The 16,172-nt window shown below is 43.7% G+C and carries 17 protein-coding genes and 1 riboswitch; of the genes, 12 read left to right on the top strand and 5 right to left on the bottom strand.

The window, feature by feature from the left end:
- Positions 1-136 precede the first annotated feature (136 nt).
- Genes K5620_RS12780 through K5620_RS12805 form a run of 6 tightly spaced genes read left to right on the top strand, consistent with a single transcriptional unit; the run spans position 137 to position 6,855 of the window.
- On the top strand, positions 137-1,093 hold the full coding sequence (locus K5620_RS12780) for an AAA family ATPase (RefSeq protein WP_016403435.1): 957 nt from the start codon (positions 137-139) through the stop codon (positions 1,091-1,093).
- Positions 1,093-2,007, top strand: coding sequence for a DUF58 domain-containing protein (locus K5620_RS12785; protein WP_016403436.1), 915 nt, complete (start codon positions 1,093-1,095; stop codon positions 2,005-2,007). Before K5620_RS12780 ends, K5620_RS12785 begins: the two co-directional genes overlap by 1 nt.
- The gene (locus tag K5620_RS12790; protein WP_016403437.1) at positions 2,000-2,545 is read left to right on the top strand and encodes a DUF4381 domain-containing protein; all 546 of its coding nucleotides are present in this window, start codon (positions 2,000-2,002) and stop codon (positions 2,543-2,545) included. The genes K5620_RS12785 and K5620_RS12790 overlap by 8 nt, the downstream gene beginning before the upstream one ends.
- A complete protein-coding gene (locus K5620_RS12795; RefSeq protein WP_016403438.1) occupies positions 2,538-3,542 on the top strand; it encodes a VWA domain-containing protein in 1,005 nt (334 codons plus the stop codon). Before K5620_RS12790 ends, K5620_RS12795 begins: the two co-directional genes overlap by 8 nt.
- Complete coding sequence (locus K5620_RS12800) at positions 3,535-5,265, top strand: VWA domain-containing protein (protein ID WP_016403439.1); 1,731 nt, start codon at positions 3,535-3,537, stop codon at positions 5,263-5,265. Before K5620_RS12795 ends, K5620_RS12800 begins: the two co-directional genes overlap by 8 nt.
- The gene (locus K5620_RS12805; protein ID WP_016403440.1) at positions 5,266-6,855 is read left to right on the top strand and encodes a BatD family protein; all 1,590 of its coding nucleotides are present in this window, start codon (positions 5,266-5,268) and stop codon (positions 6,853-6,855) included.
- A 14-nt stretch (positions 6,856-6,869) separates the two neighbouring features.
- Here the strand turns inward: K5620_RS12805 and K5620_RS12810 are convergent, their stop codons facing one another.
- Positions 6,870-7,154 carry a YfcZ/YiiS family protein gene (locus tag K5620_RS12810; protein ID WP_016403441.1) on the bottom strand — a complete coding sequence of 95 codons (285 nt, stop codon included), beginning with the start codon at positions 7,152-7,154 and terminating at the stop codon, positions 6,870-6,872.
- Positions 7,155-7,307: 153 nt separating this feature from the next.
- Here K5620_RS12810 and K5620_RS12815 point away from each other — a divergent pair, with 153 nt between their 5' ends.
- From K5620_RS12815 to K5620_RS12830, 4 genes are all read left to right on the top strand, one after another.
- Positions 7,308-7,874: a sigma-70 family RNA polymerase sigma factor gene (locus K5620_RS12815; RefSeq protein ID WP_016403442.1), complete on the top strand. Its 567-nt coding sequence runs from the start codon at positions 7,308-7,310 to the stop codon at positions 7,872-7,874.
- The gene (locus tag K5620_RS12820) at positions 7,843-8,589 is read left to right on the top strand and encodes a DUF3379 domain-containing protein (protein WP_084681985.1); all 747 of its coding nucleotides are present in this window, start codon (positions 7,843-7,845) and stop codon (positions 8,587-8,589) included. Before K5620_RS12815 ends, K5620_RS12820 begins: the two co-directional genes overlap by 32 nt.
- Positions 8,590-8,887: 298 nt before the next feature.
- The gene (locus K5620_RS12825) at positions 8,888-10,141 is read left to right on the top strand and encodes an outer membrane protein transport protein (RefSeq protein ID WP_016403444.1); all 1,254 of its coding nucleotides are present in this window, start codon (positions 8,888-8,890) and stop codon (positions 10,139-10,141) included.
- Between the two features lie 95 nt (positions 10,142-10,236).
- Positions 10,237-10,629 (top strand): MerR family transcriptional regulator, encoded by a 393-nt coding sequence (locus K5620_RS12830; RefSeq protein WP_016403445.1) that lies wholly within the window; start codon positions 10,237-10,239, stop codon positions 10,627-10,629.
- Here the strand turns inward: K5620_RS12830 and K5620_RS12835 are convergent.
- Positions 10,626-11,210 (bottom strand): thymidine kinase, encoded by a 585-nt coding sequence (locus K5620_RS12835; protein WP_016403446.1) that lies wholly within the window; start codon positions 11,208-11,210, stop codon positions 10,626-10,628. The two genes, K5620_RS12830 and K5620_RS12835, sit on opposite strands and share 4 nt — an antisense overlap.
- 19 nt (positions 11,211-11,229) lie before the next feature.
- Positions 11,230-12,810, bottom strand: coding sequence for a Na+/H+ antiporter NhaC family protein (locus K5620_RS12840; protein ID WP_016403447.1), 1,581 nt, complete (start codon positions 12,808-12,810; stop codon positions 11,230-11,232).
- A gap of 57 nt (positions 12,811-12,867) precedes the next feature.
- Positions 12,868-13,038: riboswitch (Lysine riboswitch) on the bottom strand.
- Positions 13,039-13,214: 176 nt separating this feature from the next.
- On the opposite strand from K5620_RS12840, the gene K5620_RS12845 reads away from it, so the two are divergent.
- Positions 13,215-13,622, top strand: coding sequence for an H-NS family histone-like protein (locus K5620_RS12845; RefSeq protein ID WP_016403448.1), 408 nt, complete (start codon positions 13,215-13,217; stop codon positions 13,620-13,622).
- Between the two features lie 53 nt (positions 13,623-13,675).
- Here K5620_RS12845 and galE read toward each other — a convergent pair whose 3' ends face one another.
- Together galE and queE are read right to left on the bottom strand one after the other, a co-directional pair.
- On the bottom strand, positions 13,676-14,689 hold the full coding sequence (galE, locus tag K5620_RS12850) for a UDP-glucose 4-epimerase GalE (RefSeq protein ID WP_016403449.1): 1,014 nt from the start codon (positions 14,687-14,689) through the stop codon (positions 13,676-13,678).
- A gap of 47 nt (positions 14,690-14,736) precedes the next feature.
- Positions 14,737-15,414 carry a 7-carboxy-7-deazaguanine synthase QueE gene (queE, locus tag K5620_RS12855; RefSeq protein WP_016403450.1) on the bottom strand — a complete coding sequence of 226 codons (678 nt, stop codon included), beginning with the start codon at positions 15,412-15,414 and terminating at the stop codon, positions 14,737-14,739.
- A 66-nt stretch (positions 15,415-15,480) separates the two neighbouring features.
- On the opposite strand from queE, the gene queC reads away from it, so the two are divergent.
- Positions 15,481-16,137: a 7-cyano-7-deazaguanine synthase QueC gene (gene queC, locus K5620_RS12860; protein WP_016403451.1), complete on the top strand. Its 657-nt coding sequence runs from the start codon at positions 15,481-15,483 to the stop codon at positions 16,135-16,137.
- Positions 16,138-16,172: the final 35 nt, after the last annotated feature.

Raw genomic sequence — 16,172 nt, forward strand, 5'->3', positions numbered from 1 at the left:
TATATTAACCATTTCTTCACATAATTCAAACAAGCGATTAAAACTAGTAGTAAGCCGTCAAATTTAAAGGAAATTTTTTGAGCCTAACTGAAGAGTGTTTTATCATCCGCATGCGATGAACAATTCAGAGGATCAAATGAGTAACAACACACTATCGGCCATTAGAGATTACCTTAACCAAAGCATAGTTGGCCAAACTGAATTTATTAATCAATTACTTATCGCTTTATTAGCCGACGGGCACATATTAGTAGAGGGTCCTCCAGGGCTTGCTAAGACCCGAGCGGTAAAAGCACTATCGGAATGTATAGAAGGTGATTTTCATCGAGTCCAGTTCACCCCAGACTTATTGCCTGCAGATTTAACCGGTACCGATGTGTTTCACCCAGAGACTGCCAGCTTTAGCTTTCAGAAAGGGCCTATTTTTCACAACTTAGTATTGGCGGACGAAATTAACCGTGCCCCTGCTAAAGTGCAATCGGCCTTACTTGAAGCCATGGCCGAGCAGCAAATCACGGTAGGTAGCAACAGCTATAAACTGCCCAAACTGTTTATGGTAATGGCCACTCAAAACCCGATAGAGCAAGAAGGTACTTACCCACTTCCAGAAGCGCAACTAGACCGCTTTATGTTTAAGCTGTGTTTGAACTACCCTGATGCAGAAAACGAACTCAAAATTCTGCAACTTACTGAACGTGAAGCCAAGCAAGTGCACTTACGTCAGCCAGAACCGCTCACTCAACAAAAGCTATTTGCACTGCGCCGAGCGATTATGGAAGTTCACATCGCACCTCAGCTTAACCAATACATTGTTGATTTAGTGGTGGCTACTCGCCAACCAGAGCGCTACACCGACGAATTTAGTCAGTGGTTAGAGTTTGGTGCAAGCCCACGCGCCAGCATTTCATTAGCCCGCGCCGCTCGCGCCAAAGCTTGGCTTGATGGTCGAGATTTTGTTAGCCCGGAAGATATTCAACAATTAGCTTATCCAGTATTACGCCATCGCTTATTGCTTAGCTACCAAGCACAAGCCAAAGGGATTCAAGCCGATGCGGTTATCCAACGTTTACTTGAATTGGTGGCCTTTGCCTAATGGATACCATTAGTCGCCAATCGCCGGTAAGTTTACAGATTGAACAGTTGATTGAAGCGCGTGCTATTCATTTAAATATGCCTCCCTGGCGCCAAGTGAGTAGTAGCCGTCATGGGAATCGCTTAAGCAAAGTTCGTGGACGAGGCATGGAGTTTGACGAAGTGCGTCATTATCAACCAGGAGATGACATTCGTTGCATCGACTGGCGAGTAACTGCGCGTACCGGTAAAACCCATACCAAGTTGTTTCGAGAAGACCGCGAGCATCCAGTGTTTATCTTTCTTGATTTATCACACTCCATGTATTTTGGCAGCGGTGACAAACTTAAGTCGGTTTTCGCGAGTGAGCTGGCGGCCTGTTTAGGTTGGAATGCTCAACAACTGGGTGAGCGCGTGGCCTTAACTCTGCACTTAGGTGAGCAGGCACACAACCAAAAACCAGCAGCCAGTAAAACCCATTGGTTAGCTCAGCTACAAAGCATCGTTGATGTGCACAATCAACAATTTGCCGCCTTAAGTGAGCAGCAACTGCAGGACTCGTCGCCAACTCACAATCTAGAGACTTTATGTCAGTTAGTTAAAACCGGCTACCAAGTACATTTAATTAGCGACTTTTACCATTTCGACAAAGCAGCCTCCTTGCATTTACAGCGCTTAGCTAGCCATAACCAAGTGTTTGCTTGGCAAATTAGCGACCCTTTGGAGCAACAGCTGCCCAAAGCGCATACCGCAATGCAACTGCAAGTAAGCAATGGCAATAGCGAGGGATATTTGCAGCCAGATAACAAAGCATTTAGGCAACAATTTAAGCGTTTGGCCAATCAGCGCCAACAACAGATTGAGCAAATGCTGCAACAAGCTCGCATTCCTCATCAGCATTTTTCAACAGCCTTAGAGTGGCAGGACTATGCCTGAGCAAACTAATCCTCTAGTTGATTTAAAAGACATCATTTTACCTACAAGTTACGAAACCGCCCTACCCGCCATTGGTTGGTGGATACTTGGTGTACTGGTCATACTTTCACTTAGCTTGCTGCTATTTGCAGCTTGGCGTTTTTGGTATTTAGATAAACCTCGACGTGAAGCATTACTTAAGCTCAAGCAACAACCAGCCACCTTGGCAGAGCTCAACGTATTAATGAAGCGCTTGGCCTTGAGCTATTACCCGCGCCAACAAGTCGCTTCGCTAAATGGTCAGGCGTGGTTAGCCTTTTTAGATAGTACTTCTCGAAAAAACCAAGCTGCATTCTCGGAGCTACAAGATGCTTGGCAGCAAGCCTTGTACTCAGCTACCCCATCGGATTCTGCCCAGCAATGTATTCAACTTGGCGAACAGTGGATTAAACAGCTAAGACCGCCGCTAAGTATGGCCAGCTTATTTGGCTTTGGCAGGCATCAGCAAAACACCAAACAACACTTGAACGGCAAAAATAAGGGAGGCAGCGATGTTTGAGTTTGTCTGGCCTTACGTATTTGTGCTTGTTCCTGTACATTGGTTAGTAGAAAAATTTAGCCAAGCCAAACAACAACAAAGCGAAGTATTGTTAAACAGCAGCTTGCCCTTTACCCAACAACAAGCTGCTTTGGAAAAAGCCAATAGCCCACTAAAAATTGGCCTTAAATGGTTAGTTTGGATTTTGTGCATTACTGCATTAGCGCGTCCAGTATGGCTAGACGATGAAGTCCAAGGCTTAAATGAGCAAGGCCGCGATTTATTATTATCGGTTGATATGTCAGGCAGTATGCAAATCAAAGATATGCAACTTGATGGTGAAGCCGTTGACCGGCTAACAGCCCTTAAGTTTTTGCTCAGTGAATTTATTGAACAACGCCGCGGCGACCGTTTAGGCATGATTTTGTTTGCCGACCACGCCTATTTAGCCAGCCCACTAAGCTTCGATTTAGACAGTTTACTGATTCAAGTAAAAGAGCTAGTACATGGTTTAGTTGGCGACAGAACCGCGATTGGTGAAGGCATTGGTCTAGGTATTAAACAGCTAATGAACCACCCCGCAGAGCAGCGGATCCTTATTCTACTTACCGATGGTCAAAATACTTCTGGCTCGGTTGATCCAATGCAAGCGGCAGAGATGGCAGCCAAGAATCAAGTAGTAATTTACACCATTGGTGTGGGCGCCGACGAGCTTTACCAACAAACTTTATTTGGCGCACGCAAGATAAACCCGTCGCAAGATCTCGACGAAGGCGCGTTGATAAAAATAGCTGAAATGACTGGTGGTCAATATTATCGAGCACGCAGCACCGAAGATCTTTCGAAAATTTACCAAGAGATAAATGCCTTAAACCCAATCTCAGAGGCTCAGCAATTCTACCGTCCGCAATACGAGTTGTATTATTGGCCCTTGGCGTTAGCAACCTTGCTATTAGTGGCTAGTTTAGCCAGCCCTATGCTAATGCGCCGTTTTAATCAGGAGGCAAGCAATGTTTGATATAAGCTTATTGCGTCCAGAATGGCTATTGCTTAGTCCACTTTTATTACTGCTGTTGTTTAAAAAGCAGCAGCGCGAGCAATCTGCTTGGAGCAAACTACTTAGCCCAGGCATTGCTAAATATTTGGTGGACTCTCCAAAACAAAGCAAAAGCTCCCAATGGTCTTTAGCCGGCTTACTGGCTCTGATTCTAATAGCCTTAAGTGGCCCAAGCATTATTAGTGACAACGTACCACTCTACCGAGAAGGCTCTGCCCGCGTGTTAATCATGGACATGTCCTACTCGATGCGAGCGCGAGATGTAAAACCTGATAGAGTTGAACTGGCGAAGTACAAAGCACTAGATTTACTCGAGCAATGGAAAGATGGTGAAACCGCACTTATTGCCTATGCGGGCGACGCATTTGTACTTAGCCCCTTAAGTAGCGATACCAATACGCTTGCCAACCTAGTTCCCCACCTAAAACCAGAGTTAATGCCCGCTCACGGTTCGGCCCTTAACCTCGCCATTGAGCAAGCTGCCGAATTAATAAAACAAGCAGGCTACGCGCAAGGCGATGTAGTAGTGATTGGAGACGGACTTACAGAACAGCAAATGCAGTTAAGCTTAAGTAGCTTGCAACTACATAATTTACGTTTTTCTATGTTGGCCTTAGGCACCGAAGAAGGAGCGCCCATTCCTATAGAAGATGGCAGCATGCTAAAAGACCAATATGGCAGCATTGTTATTGCTAAGTTAGAAGCAGATAACTTCCTGCCCCTTTGCCAAAACACCGGCGGTATTTGCCAGCTGATTAGTGCTGATAATAGCGATATTGAGAAACTGAGTTCCTTACGTAGCCGCAGTTTTGATAGCGAACAACAAAGCAACCAACAAGCGCAGGTGAGAAAAGATATTGGCTTTTATCTGCTGCCTTTTATTTTATTGATGCTACTAAATAGCGTGCGCCGCGCAGAGCTATTGCTAGTTAGTTTGTGTGTTAGTATTTTTGCCCTACCAAAGCCCGCTCTGGCTAACTCGGTGTGGACAAATCAAGCTCAACAAGCACAACAAGCTTTTGAAGAAGAACGCTATGGCGAAGCTGCTGAGCAGTTTACCGACCCAAGTTGGAAAGCTTCGGCTCTATACAAAGCTGGTAACTATCAAGAGGCGCAAGCGCTATTTGCTCAAGATAGCAGTGCCAATGGATGGTTTAACCAAGGAAATGCTCATACTCAACTTGGTGATTATCAACAAGCTATAGAATCCTATGAGCAAGCCTTAGAATTACAAAATGACTTCCCTGCCGCCCAACATAATAAGAAATTAGTTGAAGAGCTGTTAGAACAACAGCAACAAAACCAGCAACAGTCAGAGCAACAAGATTCTAGCGATTCTGATGAGCAATCAGAGTCGGACTCGTCTCAACAACAAGGTGACCAACAGCAGGACGATTCCCAAGCAGAAGAGAATCAAGACCAACAATCGCCTTCTGAGCAACAATCCGAGCAAGAGTCTGAACAGCAACAACAGGCGCAAGCCAGCGAAGAACAGTCAAATGAAGAACAAGAGCCTGAGCAAAGCGCGCAAGCCAATAACTCGCAAGGTGAACCGAGTGACCAAGAAAAGTTACAGAAATGGCTCGAAGATCTGCCTAATGACCCAAGTTTGTTGCTTCGCAATAAAATGTATCTTGAATATCAAAAACGTCGTCGTCAGCCTAGTAATCAGGAGAACTGGTAAGTGAAAGCGCTTAGTGTATTTTTTATTCTTTTACTTAGCTTTAATGCTTATGCCACGACTAAAGTTACCGCTTCGGTTAGTCAAAATCCTGTAGCAGTTGGACAAGCCTTTACGCTAGAAATTGTGGCCGACGATACCTTGGCGGCCAGTGAATTTGACTCATCGGTGTTGTTAAGGCAAAAGTTTGTAGTCGGCAGTACTTCAACTAGCCGCCAACACACCAGCATTAATGGTGAATCATCTACCCAAACTCGCTGGACCACTACCCTATTGGTGCGCGAAGAAGGTAATTACCTTATCCCTAGTTTTAATATTGGTGGGCAAAATACAACGCCAATTCAACTTAAAGCCAAAACCATTGCAGCCATAGAGCCAAGTAAAGACCAGGTACGTATGGAAGTAAGCTTGGATAATGCTCAGGTTTACATTGGCCAGCCTGTAACCTATACCGCCAAGATTTGGGTAGCAAATAGCCTAGACCAAGCCAATATTATCGCGCCCAGCATGCTCGGCGCCAAAATAGAAAAGCTAGGTGACGACAAGCAAGATTTAGAGATAATTGATGGCAAACGTTATCGCACCCTTACCCGTCACTGGTTAGTCACCCCAGAAAAGGCCGGTGAATTTGAAGTAAAAGGGCCACGTTTAAGCGGCCTAGCCAACGACATCAACCGCCGAGCCAGGCCGGTAGACATTGCCGCGCAAACCTTGTCTTTAGAAGTAAAAGCACCACCGGCAAGTTTTCCTGGTACGTGGCTACCCTCTAATGACTTATTGCTATATGAAGAAATTCAACCACTGCAAAGTGACTATCAGCAAGGCCAAGCTTTCACCCGTATTATCAACTTAACCATAGCTGGAATAACTGAAGATCAACTGCCGGAAATTGATATTGATTATGGAGAAGATTTTCGGGTTTACCCAGAAGCGTACCAAGACCGCACCATAGTTAAAGATGGAATAGTGTTTGCGCAGCGCAGTTTAAATGTGGCACTGATTCCAGTAAACGAAGGCGAACTGACTCTCCCCGGCTGGTCACTACCTTGGTGGGATTTAAGCAAAGATCAACAAGCCAGCGCCGATATAGCACCGCGAACCATTACCGTAGTGGCAGCTCCGGTCAACCAGCAGCTGCAATCGTTACCGAGCAATCAACAAGCTCTCCCAGAAGTGCAAGAAAAACCTAGCACCTCATTGTGGACTTGGTTTTTCGCCCTTGCATGGATAATTACCCTAGCATTGTTGGTATGGGTGATAAAACGTAAAAAAAGCAATGCCAAGCAAGAGGCTCAACTAGCGCCAGATGCTAGCGCAGTAGATTTAGATGATGACTATTGGTCACAGTTTGCTGCGGCCTGTAAAGCGGGCCAAAAGCTGCAAGCTGAGCAAGCATTAGCTAAGTGGATAAATAAACAGCAGCTAACTAGTAGCTTTGCCGCACTGCATAAAGAAATTAGCGCCGCGAACTGGGCGAGCGATGATAAAACAGACTTTGATTTACTCGCGTTTTTCCAGCAATGCCAAGCCTTAAAGAAGCAAGGCCAAGGCAAAAAAGAGCGAGAAGAAGGGCTCTCCTCGCTCAATCCTTAATATAAAAATACCGCTTAGCGATTTAAGCCTAATTGAAAGATTAGGCTTTCTGCTTGGCAGCAAAAAGTAAACGAAGCAGCCAGTTTAAACCCGCCTTCAACAGCGGTAACTTCGCTGCTAATTTCACAAGGATCAGACTCTGCCTTACGAGCTTTGTCTACTAAAGCGTTTAAACGGGCTTCGGCTTGTTGTTGCTCGGCAAACACTTCTTCAACTTGTGCTGTACATTCTTCGCCGTCGATAACCGCACCAACATCAACACAACAACAAGTTTTAGATTCTTCTAACTTAGTTTTCATCTATTTTCCTTTCATTTACAACAGGCCTTAGTTATAACTCTTCAATCTAAACCAAAGCGAAATCAGGTGTATAGTGTGTACCATAGACCAAACAAGGTCTCTTTGATGCGTATCATAACAGATTAGCCTTCGACGTTTTATCTAGGAAATTACATGGTTGTTGATTTTTTTCGAAAGAAAAACCAAACCGACTCGGTCATGTCGGATATGGAAGCAAAACAAAAACGTTATGAAGCCTTAGTGCAGGCTTACAATAAGGATGTTTACCGTTACGCCTACTGGCTAGTAAAGGATAAGCATATCGCCGAAGACATAGTTCAAGAGACCTTTCTTAGAGCTTGGCGCTCGCTCGACAGCCTTAAAGATGAAAAGGCAGCCAAAGCGTGGTTAATTACCATTCTTCGTCGAGAAAACGCCCGTCGCTTCGAGCGAAAACAGTTTAACCTGGTGGATATCGAGGATCATTCAGTTGCCGATGTAAACGCTACATCTACCGAACAACAAATTGAAAATGAATGGTTACGCCGCCAAATAGATAAGCTGGCACCTGAATATAAAGAACCGCTGCTACTCCAAGTGATAGGTGGATTTAGCGGTGATGAGATTGCCGATATGTTAGAGCTAAATAAAAACACTGTAATGACACGGCTTTTTAGAGCAAGAAATCAGCTCAAAGAAGCCCTAGATAATGACCAAGAACGAGGACAAAGCAATGGATGAGCTAGAATTTCGCCGTCAGTTGTATACCAATCCTCGAGAGCGTAGCGATACGCTTATACAGGAAGCAACGCGCACACCTAAAAATAAAAAACTGTATGACGAGATGCAGCAGTTTGAGTGCAAGTTAGAGCAAGCACTAAACGTAGATGTGCCAGACGCACTTGCAGAGCGACTAATACTGAGCCAAAGCTTCGACGATTCACAACTGGAATACCGCCGTAAAACCCGAGTACATATTGCTATGGCTGCATCCATTGCCTTTGTAGTGGGATTAAGTTTTAGCTTAGTTAATTGGCAACTGCCTACCGGGCAAGTAAATATGGGCCAAGTAGCTTTAGAACATGTTTATCACGAAATGCCTTATACCAGCGGTGTTGATGAACAGCCAAGCCTGCAAACAATTAATGCTAAGTTAGCCCGTTATGGTGCAAGCTTTGACCAACTTCCTGGCGAGGTTGTGTATGTTAACCACTGTGCTTATGCAGGTGCGCCAGCTTTTCATATGATTATGAAAGGAAAAATGGGCTCAAACATAAATGTATTTGTAGTGCCTAAATCCACCGAGTTGCAAGCGGTTGAAAGCTTTGCCGATAAAAAGATGCACGGGATGGTTTCTAAACTATCTAATGCCAACCTTGTCGTGGTGGGTGAACGTAACGAACCTATAGAAAAAGCACTTGATACGCTCACCGCAGATTTAAATCAATCTATCTGATTTAATTAAAATAAAGTCAACTCCTATTGTCTTATCAATGGGAGTTGATTTTTTTGTTTGTGAACTAGCAATAAAGCTCAACAATCCCGCTTGATGTTTCGAAACAATCATTTATATTTCTTAGCTCACCAAGATTAAACAAGTGTTTAACTTTTGTGCAGCAGCTCCAACTTTTGACACAAAGCAATAACAAACGCTTAACAATTATTTTATTTACTCTTAATCTGGTCAGAGGTCAGCGCTCTTACTAAGACCCATACATAACTAAACGTTTAACCCCGTAATTAGAGAGGGAACGATGAAAATAAGGAAATTACCACTCGCGCTTCTTGCCGCGTCAGCTACATTTACTGCCGCCCATGTAAACGCAGCCGGTTTTCAACTAGTGGAACACTCTGCTTCGGGGCTAGGCCGCTCGTTTGCGGGTGAAGCTGCTATTGCCGACAACGCTGCCGTTATGGCACGCAACCCTGCTGCAATGTCGATGTTCGACACCATTGCGGTATCGGGTGCTTTAAGTTATATCGCGCCTGACGTTTACGTTAGAGGTAACACAGGCGTAGATTCAATAGACCAAGCCTTAACCAATAACGATGTAGTGCCTGGTGCAGCAGTACCGGCTGGCTATTTCATCCAACCGCTTAATGACAAGTGGGCCTGGGGTGTAGGCATGTTCTCAAACTTTGGTTTATCTACAGATTATCCAGAAGATTACGCTGCTGGAGCCCTTGCTGGTCAAACAGAGTTAATTACCTTAAACCTAAATCCAAACGTGTCGTACCGCATCAATGACCAATTTAGTATTGGTGCCGGTGTAAACGCCGTTTACGGTACCGCTAAGCTAGTACGTAACTTTGGTACTGGCGGTCCATTTCCACCAAGCGGCACAGCTGCCTCTTTAGAAGGTGACGGCTGGGGTTTTGGTTGGAACATCGGCGGTATGTGGGAAGTAAATGAAGATCACCGCTTCGGTATTAGCTACCGCTCAAAAGTGGACCTTAAGTTTAAAGGTGACTACCACTCAGACATTCCTGAAGGGCTAAGTGATAACCCTTACGGAACCGGCGGACAAACCATTGGTGGCGAGCTAACTCTAAATCTTCCAGACATTTTTGAAGTATCTGGTTACAACCGCTTAAATGATGCTTTTGCCGTTCACTACAGCTATGTTTGGACTGGCTGGAGTACCTTTCAAGAAATTGACGCCACCTCAGAAGGCATTGGCAGCGTACTAAACAAACAAGAGCAGTTTAGTAACTCCTACCGCGTATCTTTTGGTGGAACTTGGTACCTTAACCCTGCTTGGGAATTGCGTGCTGGTATGGCCTTTGACCAAAGTCCATCTCGCACCCATAAAACCATCAGTATTCCCGACAACGACCGCTACAACTACGGCATTGGCTTTACCTACCATTTGAGTGAGAAAGGCAGTATCGATACCGGCTTTACCTACATTCAAGGTAAAGAAGGAGCGTTTAACGAAGAAGGGGTTGAGTTTGTATCAAAAGGCGATGCTTACATTGCCGCTATTCAATACAACCACAGCTTTTAAGTCTTGAAGAGCAACCGGCAACACGCCGGTTGCTTGACCTAAGCTTAAGTTTCACCCACGCTTCAGTTATTCAACCACACGTACTGAGGGCAGCCATGGTAAATACCCCTACCCCCTATTCAATTAGCGAACTAGCCCAAGAATTTACCATAAGCACTCGCAGCATTCGCTTCTACGAAGACCAAGGCCTATTGCAGCCTGTTCGCGATGGCACTAAGCGGCTTTATTCCAAACACGACAAACTTCGACTCAAACTCATTTTACGCGGCAAACGATTAGGCTTTTCTTTAAAAGAGATAAAAGAGCTGTTCGATTTATATGATGCCAAACTAAGTAGTAGCAAAGAGGTAACAGGATTAATTGACAGTATTAAACTAAGAAAGTTGAGTTTATTGCAGCAGTTAGAAGATATTCAAGTGGTGTTAATGGAGTTAAAATCAGCAGAGCGCCGCTGTAACGACGCTCTTAATAAGCTAACTAAAGATTAATGCTCGCCTGCATTACCTTGAATAAAGTGCTTACGGCATAGCGAAACATAACGCTCGTTGCCACCAATTTCAATTTGCTGCCCTTCACTCACTACCTGACCATGTTGGTCAATACGAGCATTAAAGTGGCCTTTATTGCCACACCAGCAAATGGTTTTAAGCTCTTCGAGCTTATCGGCTAAACACAGTAAATGGTAAGCACCTTCAAATAGTTCCCCCATAAAGTCTGTTTTTAAACCATAAACCATTACTGGTATGTGCAAGTCGTCAACTACTCTAGCCAGTTGATACACTTGGTCTTTACGCAAAAACTGCCCTTCATCCACAATAACGACATCTTGCTTGTTTTGCTGATTTTTAGTGCTTACCAATTCAAACAAGTCCTGCTCTGCACAAAAGGTTTCAGCCTCTAAGGACAAACCTACTCGAGCTTTAATGGTACCCACACCGTCGCGGGTATCCATTGCAGGGATCAGCGCCAAAGGATTCATACCGCGCTCTTGATAATTAAAATGAGCTTGAATAAGTTGGGTTGATTTTCCCGAATTCATAGCGGCATATTTAAAATGTAGTGAAGCCATTTACAGCGCAGTTCCTTGTTTATTTACTGTTTAGTGCCAAAGCTGAATTTTGCTGGCGATGGTACAAAGTTGCGATTGTAATGGCAAATAATAACAAACCAACAGCAAGTGAAGCGATCACACTTCCGGTCATTCCCATTACCAAGTAACAGCTAATGCTTATTTTGGCGACTAACAAAGCGTAAGGGAGCTGCGTGGCTACGTGGTCAATGTGGTGACAAGCTGCGCCGGTAGATGACAAAATAGTGGTATCGGAGATAGGCGAACAATGATCGCCAAATACCGCACCCGCTAATACTGCAGACAACATAGGCAGTATTAAGCTCACATCACTGGCTACTGACATATCGGCAGCAATTGGCAACATAATGCCAAACGTGCCCCAACTAGTACCAGTAGAAAAGGCCATTAAACCCGCTAATACAAATACTAACACTGGCAAAATAGCTGGGCTAATCGCGCCATCTAATTTAGAGGCTAGATACTTGCCGGTTTCCATATCGCCGATTACGCCACTAATAGACCAAGCAAACACCAGAATAAGAATGGCTGGGCTCATAGCCTTAATACCCACCCAAATGGCATGAGCAAGTTGAGACAAGCTAAGCTGTTGCTTAAACGCAAACCCCACGCTCACCAATAAGCCCACTACGCCACCAGTGACCAAAGACAGGGTGACATCGGTATTCTCTAATGCGGCTAACAGGCTAAAGGCTTGTCCTTCTTCCAATGCCGTAGCGCCTGTAACCACAAAGCTAGCAAATGTCACCAAGGTTAAAATAGCGATAGGTAATACTAAACCAAGCGGTGAGCCGTTATCGGCTTCAAAGTCATGGTTCACACTACCTGCGGGTATACCCTTGTTCTCATCAAACAATTGCCCCTTCTCAGCGTTTCTCTCATGCTGCTTCATTGGACCAATATTAATATTGAGATAAGCAACCACTAAGGCCATTAACAAGGCAAACACGGCATAAAAGTTTAGTGGGATCATGGTGGCAAACGCAGCCAGCGGTGTGATGTCAGTGATATTGTGAGTAACCAACAAACCACCTACTAAGGCAATAATATAAGCCCCCCAACTCGATAATGGCATCAGTACACACATTGGCGCAGCCGTTGAGTCAAGCAAGTAAGCGAGCTTGGCGCGCGATACCCCTACTTGGTCAGTAAGCGGACGCGCAACGCTACCCACCGCTAAACTGTGGAAATAGTCATCGACAAACACCACAAAGCTTAACAAGGCAGTGGTAACAGTAGCATGACGCTTGGTCTTAATCCGTTTTTTAGCCCATTCTGCAAAGGCTGTGGTTGCGCCAGTAGCAGTCATTAAGCTAGTCATGGCGCCTAGCAGCAGGAGGAAGATAATAATTTGCAGATTCCACCAGTTTGGCGCACCGTCATCCCACGCTAAGCCTGCTGCAAGCTGTGACAAATAAATGCCAGAATCTACAAAAGAAAAGTTACTGAGTAACAAAGCACCCGTGATGATGCCGCAGCTAAGTGCAATAATTACGCGTCTAGTTGCTAAGGCAACCAACAGCGCAATCACCGGTGGAAGAATAGATAAAAATGAATCGGTATAAGAAATGGTTTGCATGTTTTCTCTGTTTTTAAATTCAGAGAGCAAATTGAGTGACTAGAAGCCGATAGGCTTTCACTCTGTAGCTCTCCATAGTTGGACTATGACAGTGTCGTATCTATTAAATCCGACACCAGTAATTAGCCTTGATAATGCTAGTTACTTCGGCGCGGGCCCCTTTCATACAGAATCATTGGAATCACCCCACTCTGCACTACTTTTGACCAGCGCTCCTCTACAATATAGCGTTAAGCGCTGTATTATACCCAACAATACGGCACATTCAACCAAAACCATTGGGCAACTAAAACTAAAAGTAGCAACTAATACTGTTTATTTAAGTTTAGTTTATTGACAAGTTTTATTTAGTAATTAATATTTTGTAATAGATTAACCAATACTAATAAATAGATAGGATTAACATGAGCGATTTCGTTAAGGTATTTTTAAACGCAAGAAGTCTTAAAGCTGCTACAAAAGAATTATCAATTGAGCAATTAGAAGATAGCTACAATAAACTTAAAGTCATTTTAGATGAACGCTTCGCACAACAAGCTGAAGAAGAGAAACAACAGCAAGAAAAACGCGAGAAGCTAGAGAAATATAAAGCATTACTCGAACAAGATGGTATCGACCCAAGTGAATTACTATCGATGATTGGTGACGCGCCAGTAAAAGAACGAAAAAAACGTCAACCACTGCCAGCTAAATACAAGTTTGTTGATGAAAATGGCGAAGAAAAAACCTGGACAGGCCAAGGAAGAACACCTTCTCCGATCCAACGTGCAATTAAAAATGAAGGCAAAACTAAAGAAGATTTTCTTATCTAGTTATCATCTAAATTAAAAAGGAGCCTTAAGGCTCCTTTTTTATTCCAGCAATATTAAGAGGAAAAACCATTTGGATTGCCTTGTTGCCAGCGCCAAGAGTCTTCGGCCATATCATCCAAACTTAATTCAGCCTGCCAAGATAACTCCTGTTTAGCTAAGCTAGGATCTGAATAACATGCTGCAATATCACCTGGGCGACGAGGTGCTATTTTATAAGCAATTGATTGTCCGGATACCTTTTCAAACGCTGCAACCATTTCTAGTACACTGTAACCTTGACCAGTTCCTAGGTTGTAAGTAACCAACCCAGCCTTAGCATCAAGTTTGTTTAGCGCTTTTAAGTGGCCTTTCGCCAGATCCACTACGTGAATGTAGTCACGAACTCCCGTACCATCTGTGGTATCGTAGTCATCGCCAAATACACTTAATTGAGCTAAGCGCCCTACAGCTACCTGGGTAATGTAAGGTACTAGATTATTTGGAATACCGTTTGGATCTTCACCAATTAAGCCTGACTTATGCGCCCCAACAGGGTTGAAATAACGCAATAAAGCTATATTCCAGCTATCATCAGATTTATATAGATCAGTCAACATCTCTTCTACAATTAACTTAGAGCGCCCATAAGGATTGGTAGCACCGGTAGGAAAGTTCTCCAAAATAGGGACTGTGTGCGGGTCACCATATACGGTCGCAGAAGAGCTAAAGACTAAGTTTTTAACCTTATGTTCAGCCATTACTTCACATAAGGTTAAAGTTCCAGAGACATTATTTTGATAATAATGTAGAGGAATAGTTGTCGATTCGCCAACTGCTTTTAAACCCGCAAAATGAATAACAGATTTAAACTTATGCTTAGAAAATACCGTGTTTAACTCTGACTTATCCCGAATATCTACCTGATAAAATGTAGGGCGTTTTTGGCAAATTGTCTCAATTCTTTCGATTGATGCAGCATGAGAATTACAAAGGTTATCTACAATAACCACTTCTTCGCCTTGGTTTAATAATTCAACCACTGTGTGGCTACCTATATAACCTGCTCCACCCGTAACTAAAATAGTCATAATAATCCTTTATAAGATAATATATTTGGCTAGCTCTATCGGAGCTGCTATTCAATTCCAATAAACTTATGCGTTTGTAAAGACAAGCGCCAATTATTTTCAATACAAGCTTGAATACATAACTCGGTAGCTCTTTGCTGTTGACTAATGGGTTGCAAACACACCAATACATCTAAGTTACTAGTCATACCAGTTAATAAAGTTTTTAAATTAGTTAAGTCTCGCTCACGGGCTACCGGGTGTTTAATTTCGTTCGCTCGGTGTAAGGCTTGTTCAATAACCACCTTACCGCCTTTCATATCAACCTTTGGAGAAACCGTTACCCACGCTTTGGCTGCGGCCTTTACTGGATAGGTGCCACTGGTTTCAATTTGCACTGAATAACCTGCTGTAATTAAGACATTGGTAAGTTCATGTAAATCGTAGATACATGGCTCACCACCGGTAATAACAATATGTTTCGCCTGATAGCGAGTTTTAAACTGTTCTAGAAGTTGATTAGGGGTGAGCATTGCCCAACGAGCAGTGTCTCCGCTGGCGCCAATAATTAGCTCGGGTTGCACGCGGTCAGATTCTAAAACTTGCCAGGTATGTTTAGTATCGCACCAAGAACAACCAACATCACAGCCCTGTAAACGAACAAATATTGAGGGAACTCCAGTATGAAAACCCTCCCCTTGGATGGTTTCAAACACTTCATTAACAGGTAAAGCAAGAGATGCCATTTGTATCCCAGATCATAATAAGCGAAAATCTAAGGCAGTATTAAAACATATTTTAAAGAGCAAATAATGAAAGAAAAAGCGGTAGTGATTTATTCAGGTGGAATGGACTCGTTCACTGTTCTCCATAAAACCTTGCAATTGGGCCTACAACCTTATGCTCTTAGCTTCAACTACGGTCAGCGCCATGTTAAAGAACTGGAATATGCTCAAAAGGTAACTGAAGAGCTTGGTATCGAACATAAAATCGTAGATATCACTGCTATCAATCAATTGCTTGCAGGCTCCTCACTCACTTCTGACATTGATATTCCGGAAGGTGATTACCAAGAAGAATCGATGAAATCAACGGTTGTACCAAACCGTAATATGATTTTGCTATCTCTGGCTATCGGCTACGCCGTGTCTATAGGTGCTAAGAAAGTATTCTATGGCGCGCATTCTGGCGACCATGCAATCTACCCCGATTGTCGCCCAGAGTTTGTGAAGAAGATGAATGACGTAAGCCTAATAGCTAACTACGAGGCCGTAGAAGTAATTAGTCCCTATCTAGAGCAATCGAAAATAGACATATTAAGCGATGGCTTAGCCATGGGTTTAGATTACGCTAAAACATGGACCTGTTATAACGGACGCGAGCAAGCCTGCGGCAAATGTGGAGCCTGCCAAGAACGTCTAGAAGCCTTTAAGCTAAACGCTGTTACAGACCCTCTAAACTACGAATAAACATGCTAAAGTATTTTGTGAGCCGATTTTGGTTC

The organism is Agarivorans albus, from assembly GCF_019670105.1.
GTDB classification, from domain to species: Bacteria; Pseudomonadota; Gammaproteobacteria; order Enterobacterales; family Celerinatantimonadaceae; genus Agarivorans; species Agarivorans albus.

What these genes read in the sequence shown, in the direction of transcription:
- K5620_RS12780 (WP_016403435.1), top strand. Translation starts at nt 137, where the DNA reads ATGAGTAACAACACACTATCGGCCATTAGAGATTACCTTAACCAAAGC.
- K5620_RS12785 (WP_016403436.1), top strand. Translation starts at nt 1,093, where the DNA reads ATGGATACCATTAGTCGCCAATCGCCGGTAAGTTTACAGATTGAACAG.
- K5620_RS12790 (WP_016403437.1), top strand. Translation starts at nt 2,000, where the DNA reads ATGCCTGAGCAAACTAATCCTCTAGTTGATTTAAAAGACATCATTTTA.
- K5620_RS12795 (WP_016403438.1), top strand. Translation starts at nt 2,538, where the DNA reads ATGTTTGAGTTTGTCTGGCCTTACGTATTTGTGCTTGTTCCTGTACAT.
- K5620_RS12800 (WP_016403439.1), top strand. Translation starts at nt 3,535, where the DNA reads ATGTTTGATATAAGCTTATTGCGTCCAGAATGGCTATTGCTTAGTCCA.
- K5620_RS12810 (WP_016403441.1), bottom strand. Translation starts at nt 7,154, where the DNA reads ATGAAAACTAAGTTAGAAGAATCTAAAACTTGTTGTTGTGTTGATGTT.
- K5620_RS12815 (WP_016403442.1), top strand. Translation starts at nt 7,308, where the DNA reads ATGGTTGTTGATTTTTTTCGAAAGAAAAACCAAACCGACTCGGTCATG.
- K5620_RS12820 (WP_084681985.1), top strand. Translation starts at nt 7,843, where the DNA reads ATGACCAAGAACGAGGACAAAGCAATGGATGAGCTAGAATTTCGCCGT.
- K5620_RS12825 (WP_016403444.1), top strand. Translation starts at nt 8,888, where the DNA reads ATGAAAATAAGGAAATTACCACTCGCGCTTCTTGCCGCGTCAGCTACA.
- K5620_RS12830 (WP_016403445.1), top strand. Translation starts at nt 10,237, where the DNA reads ATGGTAAATACCCCTACCCCCTATTCAATTAGCGAACTAGCCCAAGAA.
- K5620_RS12835 (WP_016403446.1), bottom strand. Translation starts at nt 11,210, where the DNA reads ATGGCTTCACTACATTTTAAATATGCCGCTATGAATTCGGGAAAATCA.
- K5620_RS12840 (WP_016403447.1), bottom strand. Translation starts at nt 12,810, where the DNA reads ATGCAAACCATTTCTTATACCGATTCATTTTTATCTATTCTTCCACCG.
- K5620_RS12845 (WP_016403448.1), top strand. Translation starts at nt 13,215, where the DNA reads ATGAGCGATTTCGTTAAGGTATTTTTAAACGCAAGAAGTCTTAAAGCT.
- galE (WP_016403449.1), bottom strand. Translation starts at nt 14,689, where the DNA reads ATGACTATTTTAGTTACGGGTGGAGCAGGTTATATAGGTAGCCACACA.
- queE (WP_016403450.1), bottom strand. Translation starts at nt 15,414, where the DNA reads ATGGCATCTCTTGCTTTACCTGTTAATGAAGTGTTTGAAACCATCCAA.
- queC (WP_016403451.1), top strand. Translation starts at nt 15,481, where the DNA reads ATGAAAGAAAAAGCGGTAGTGATTTATTCAGGTGGAATGGACTCGTTC.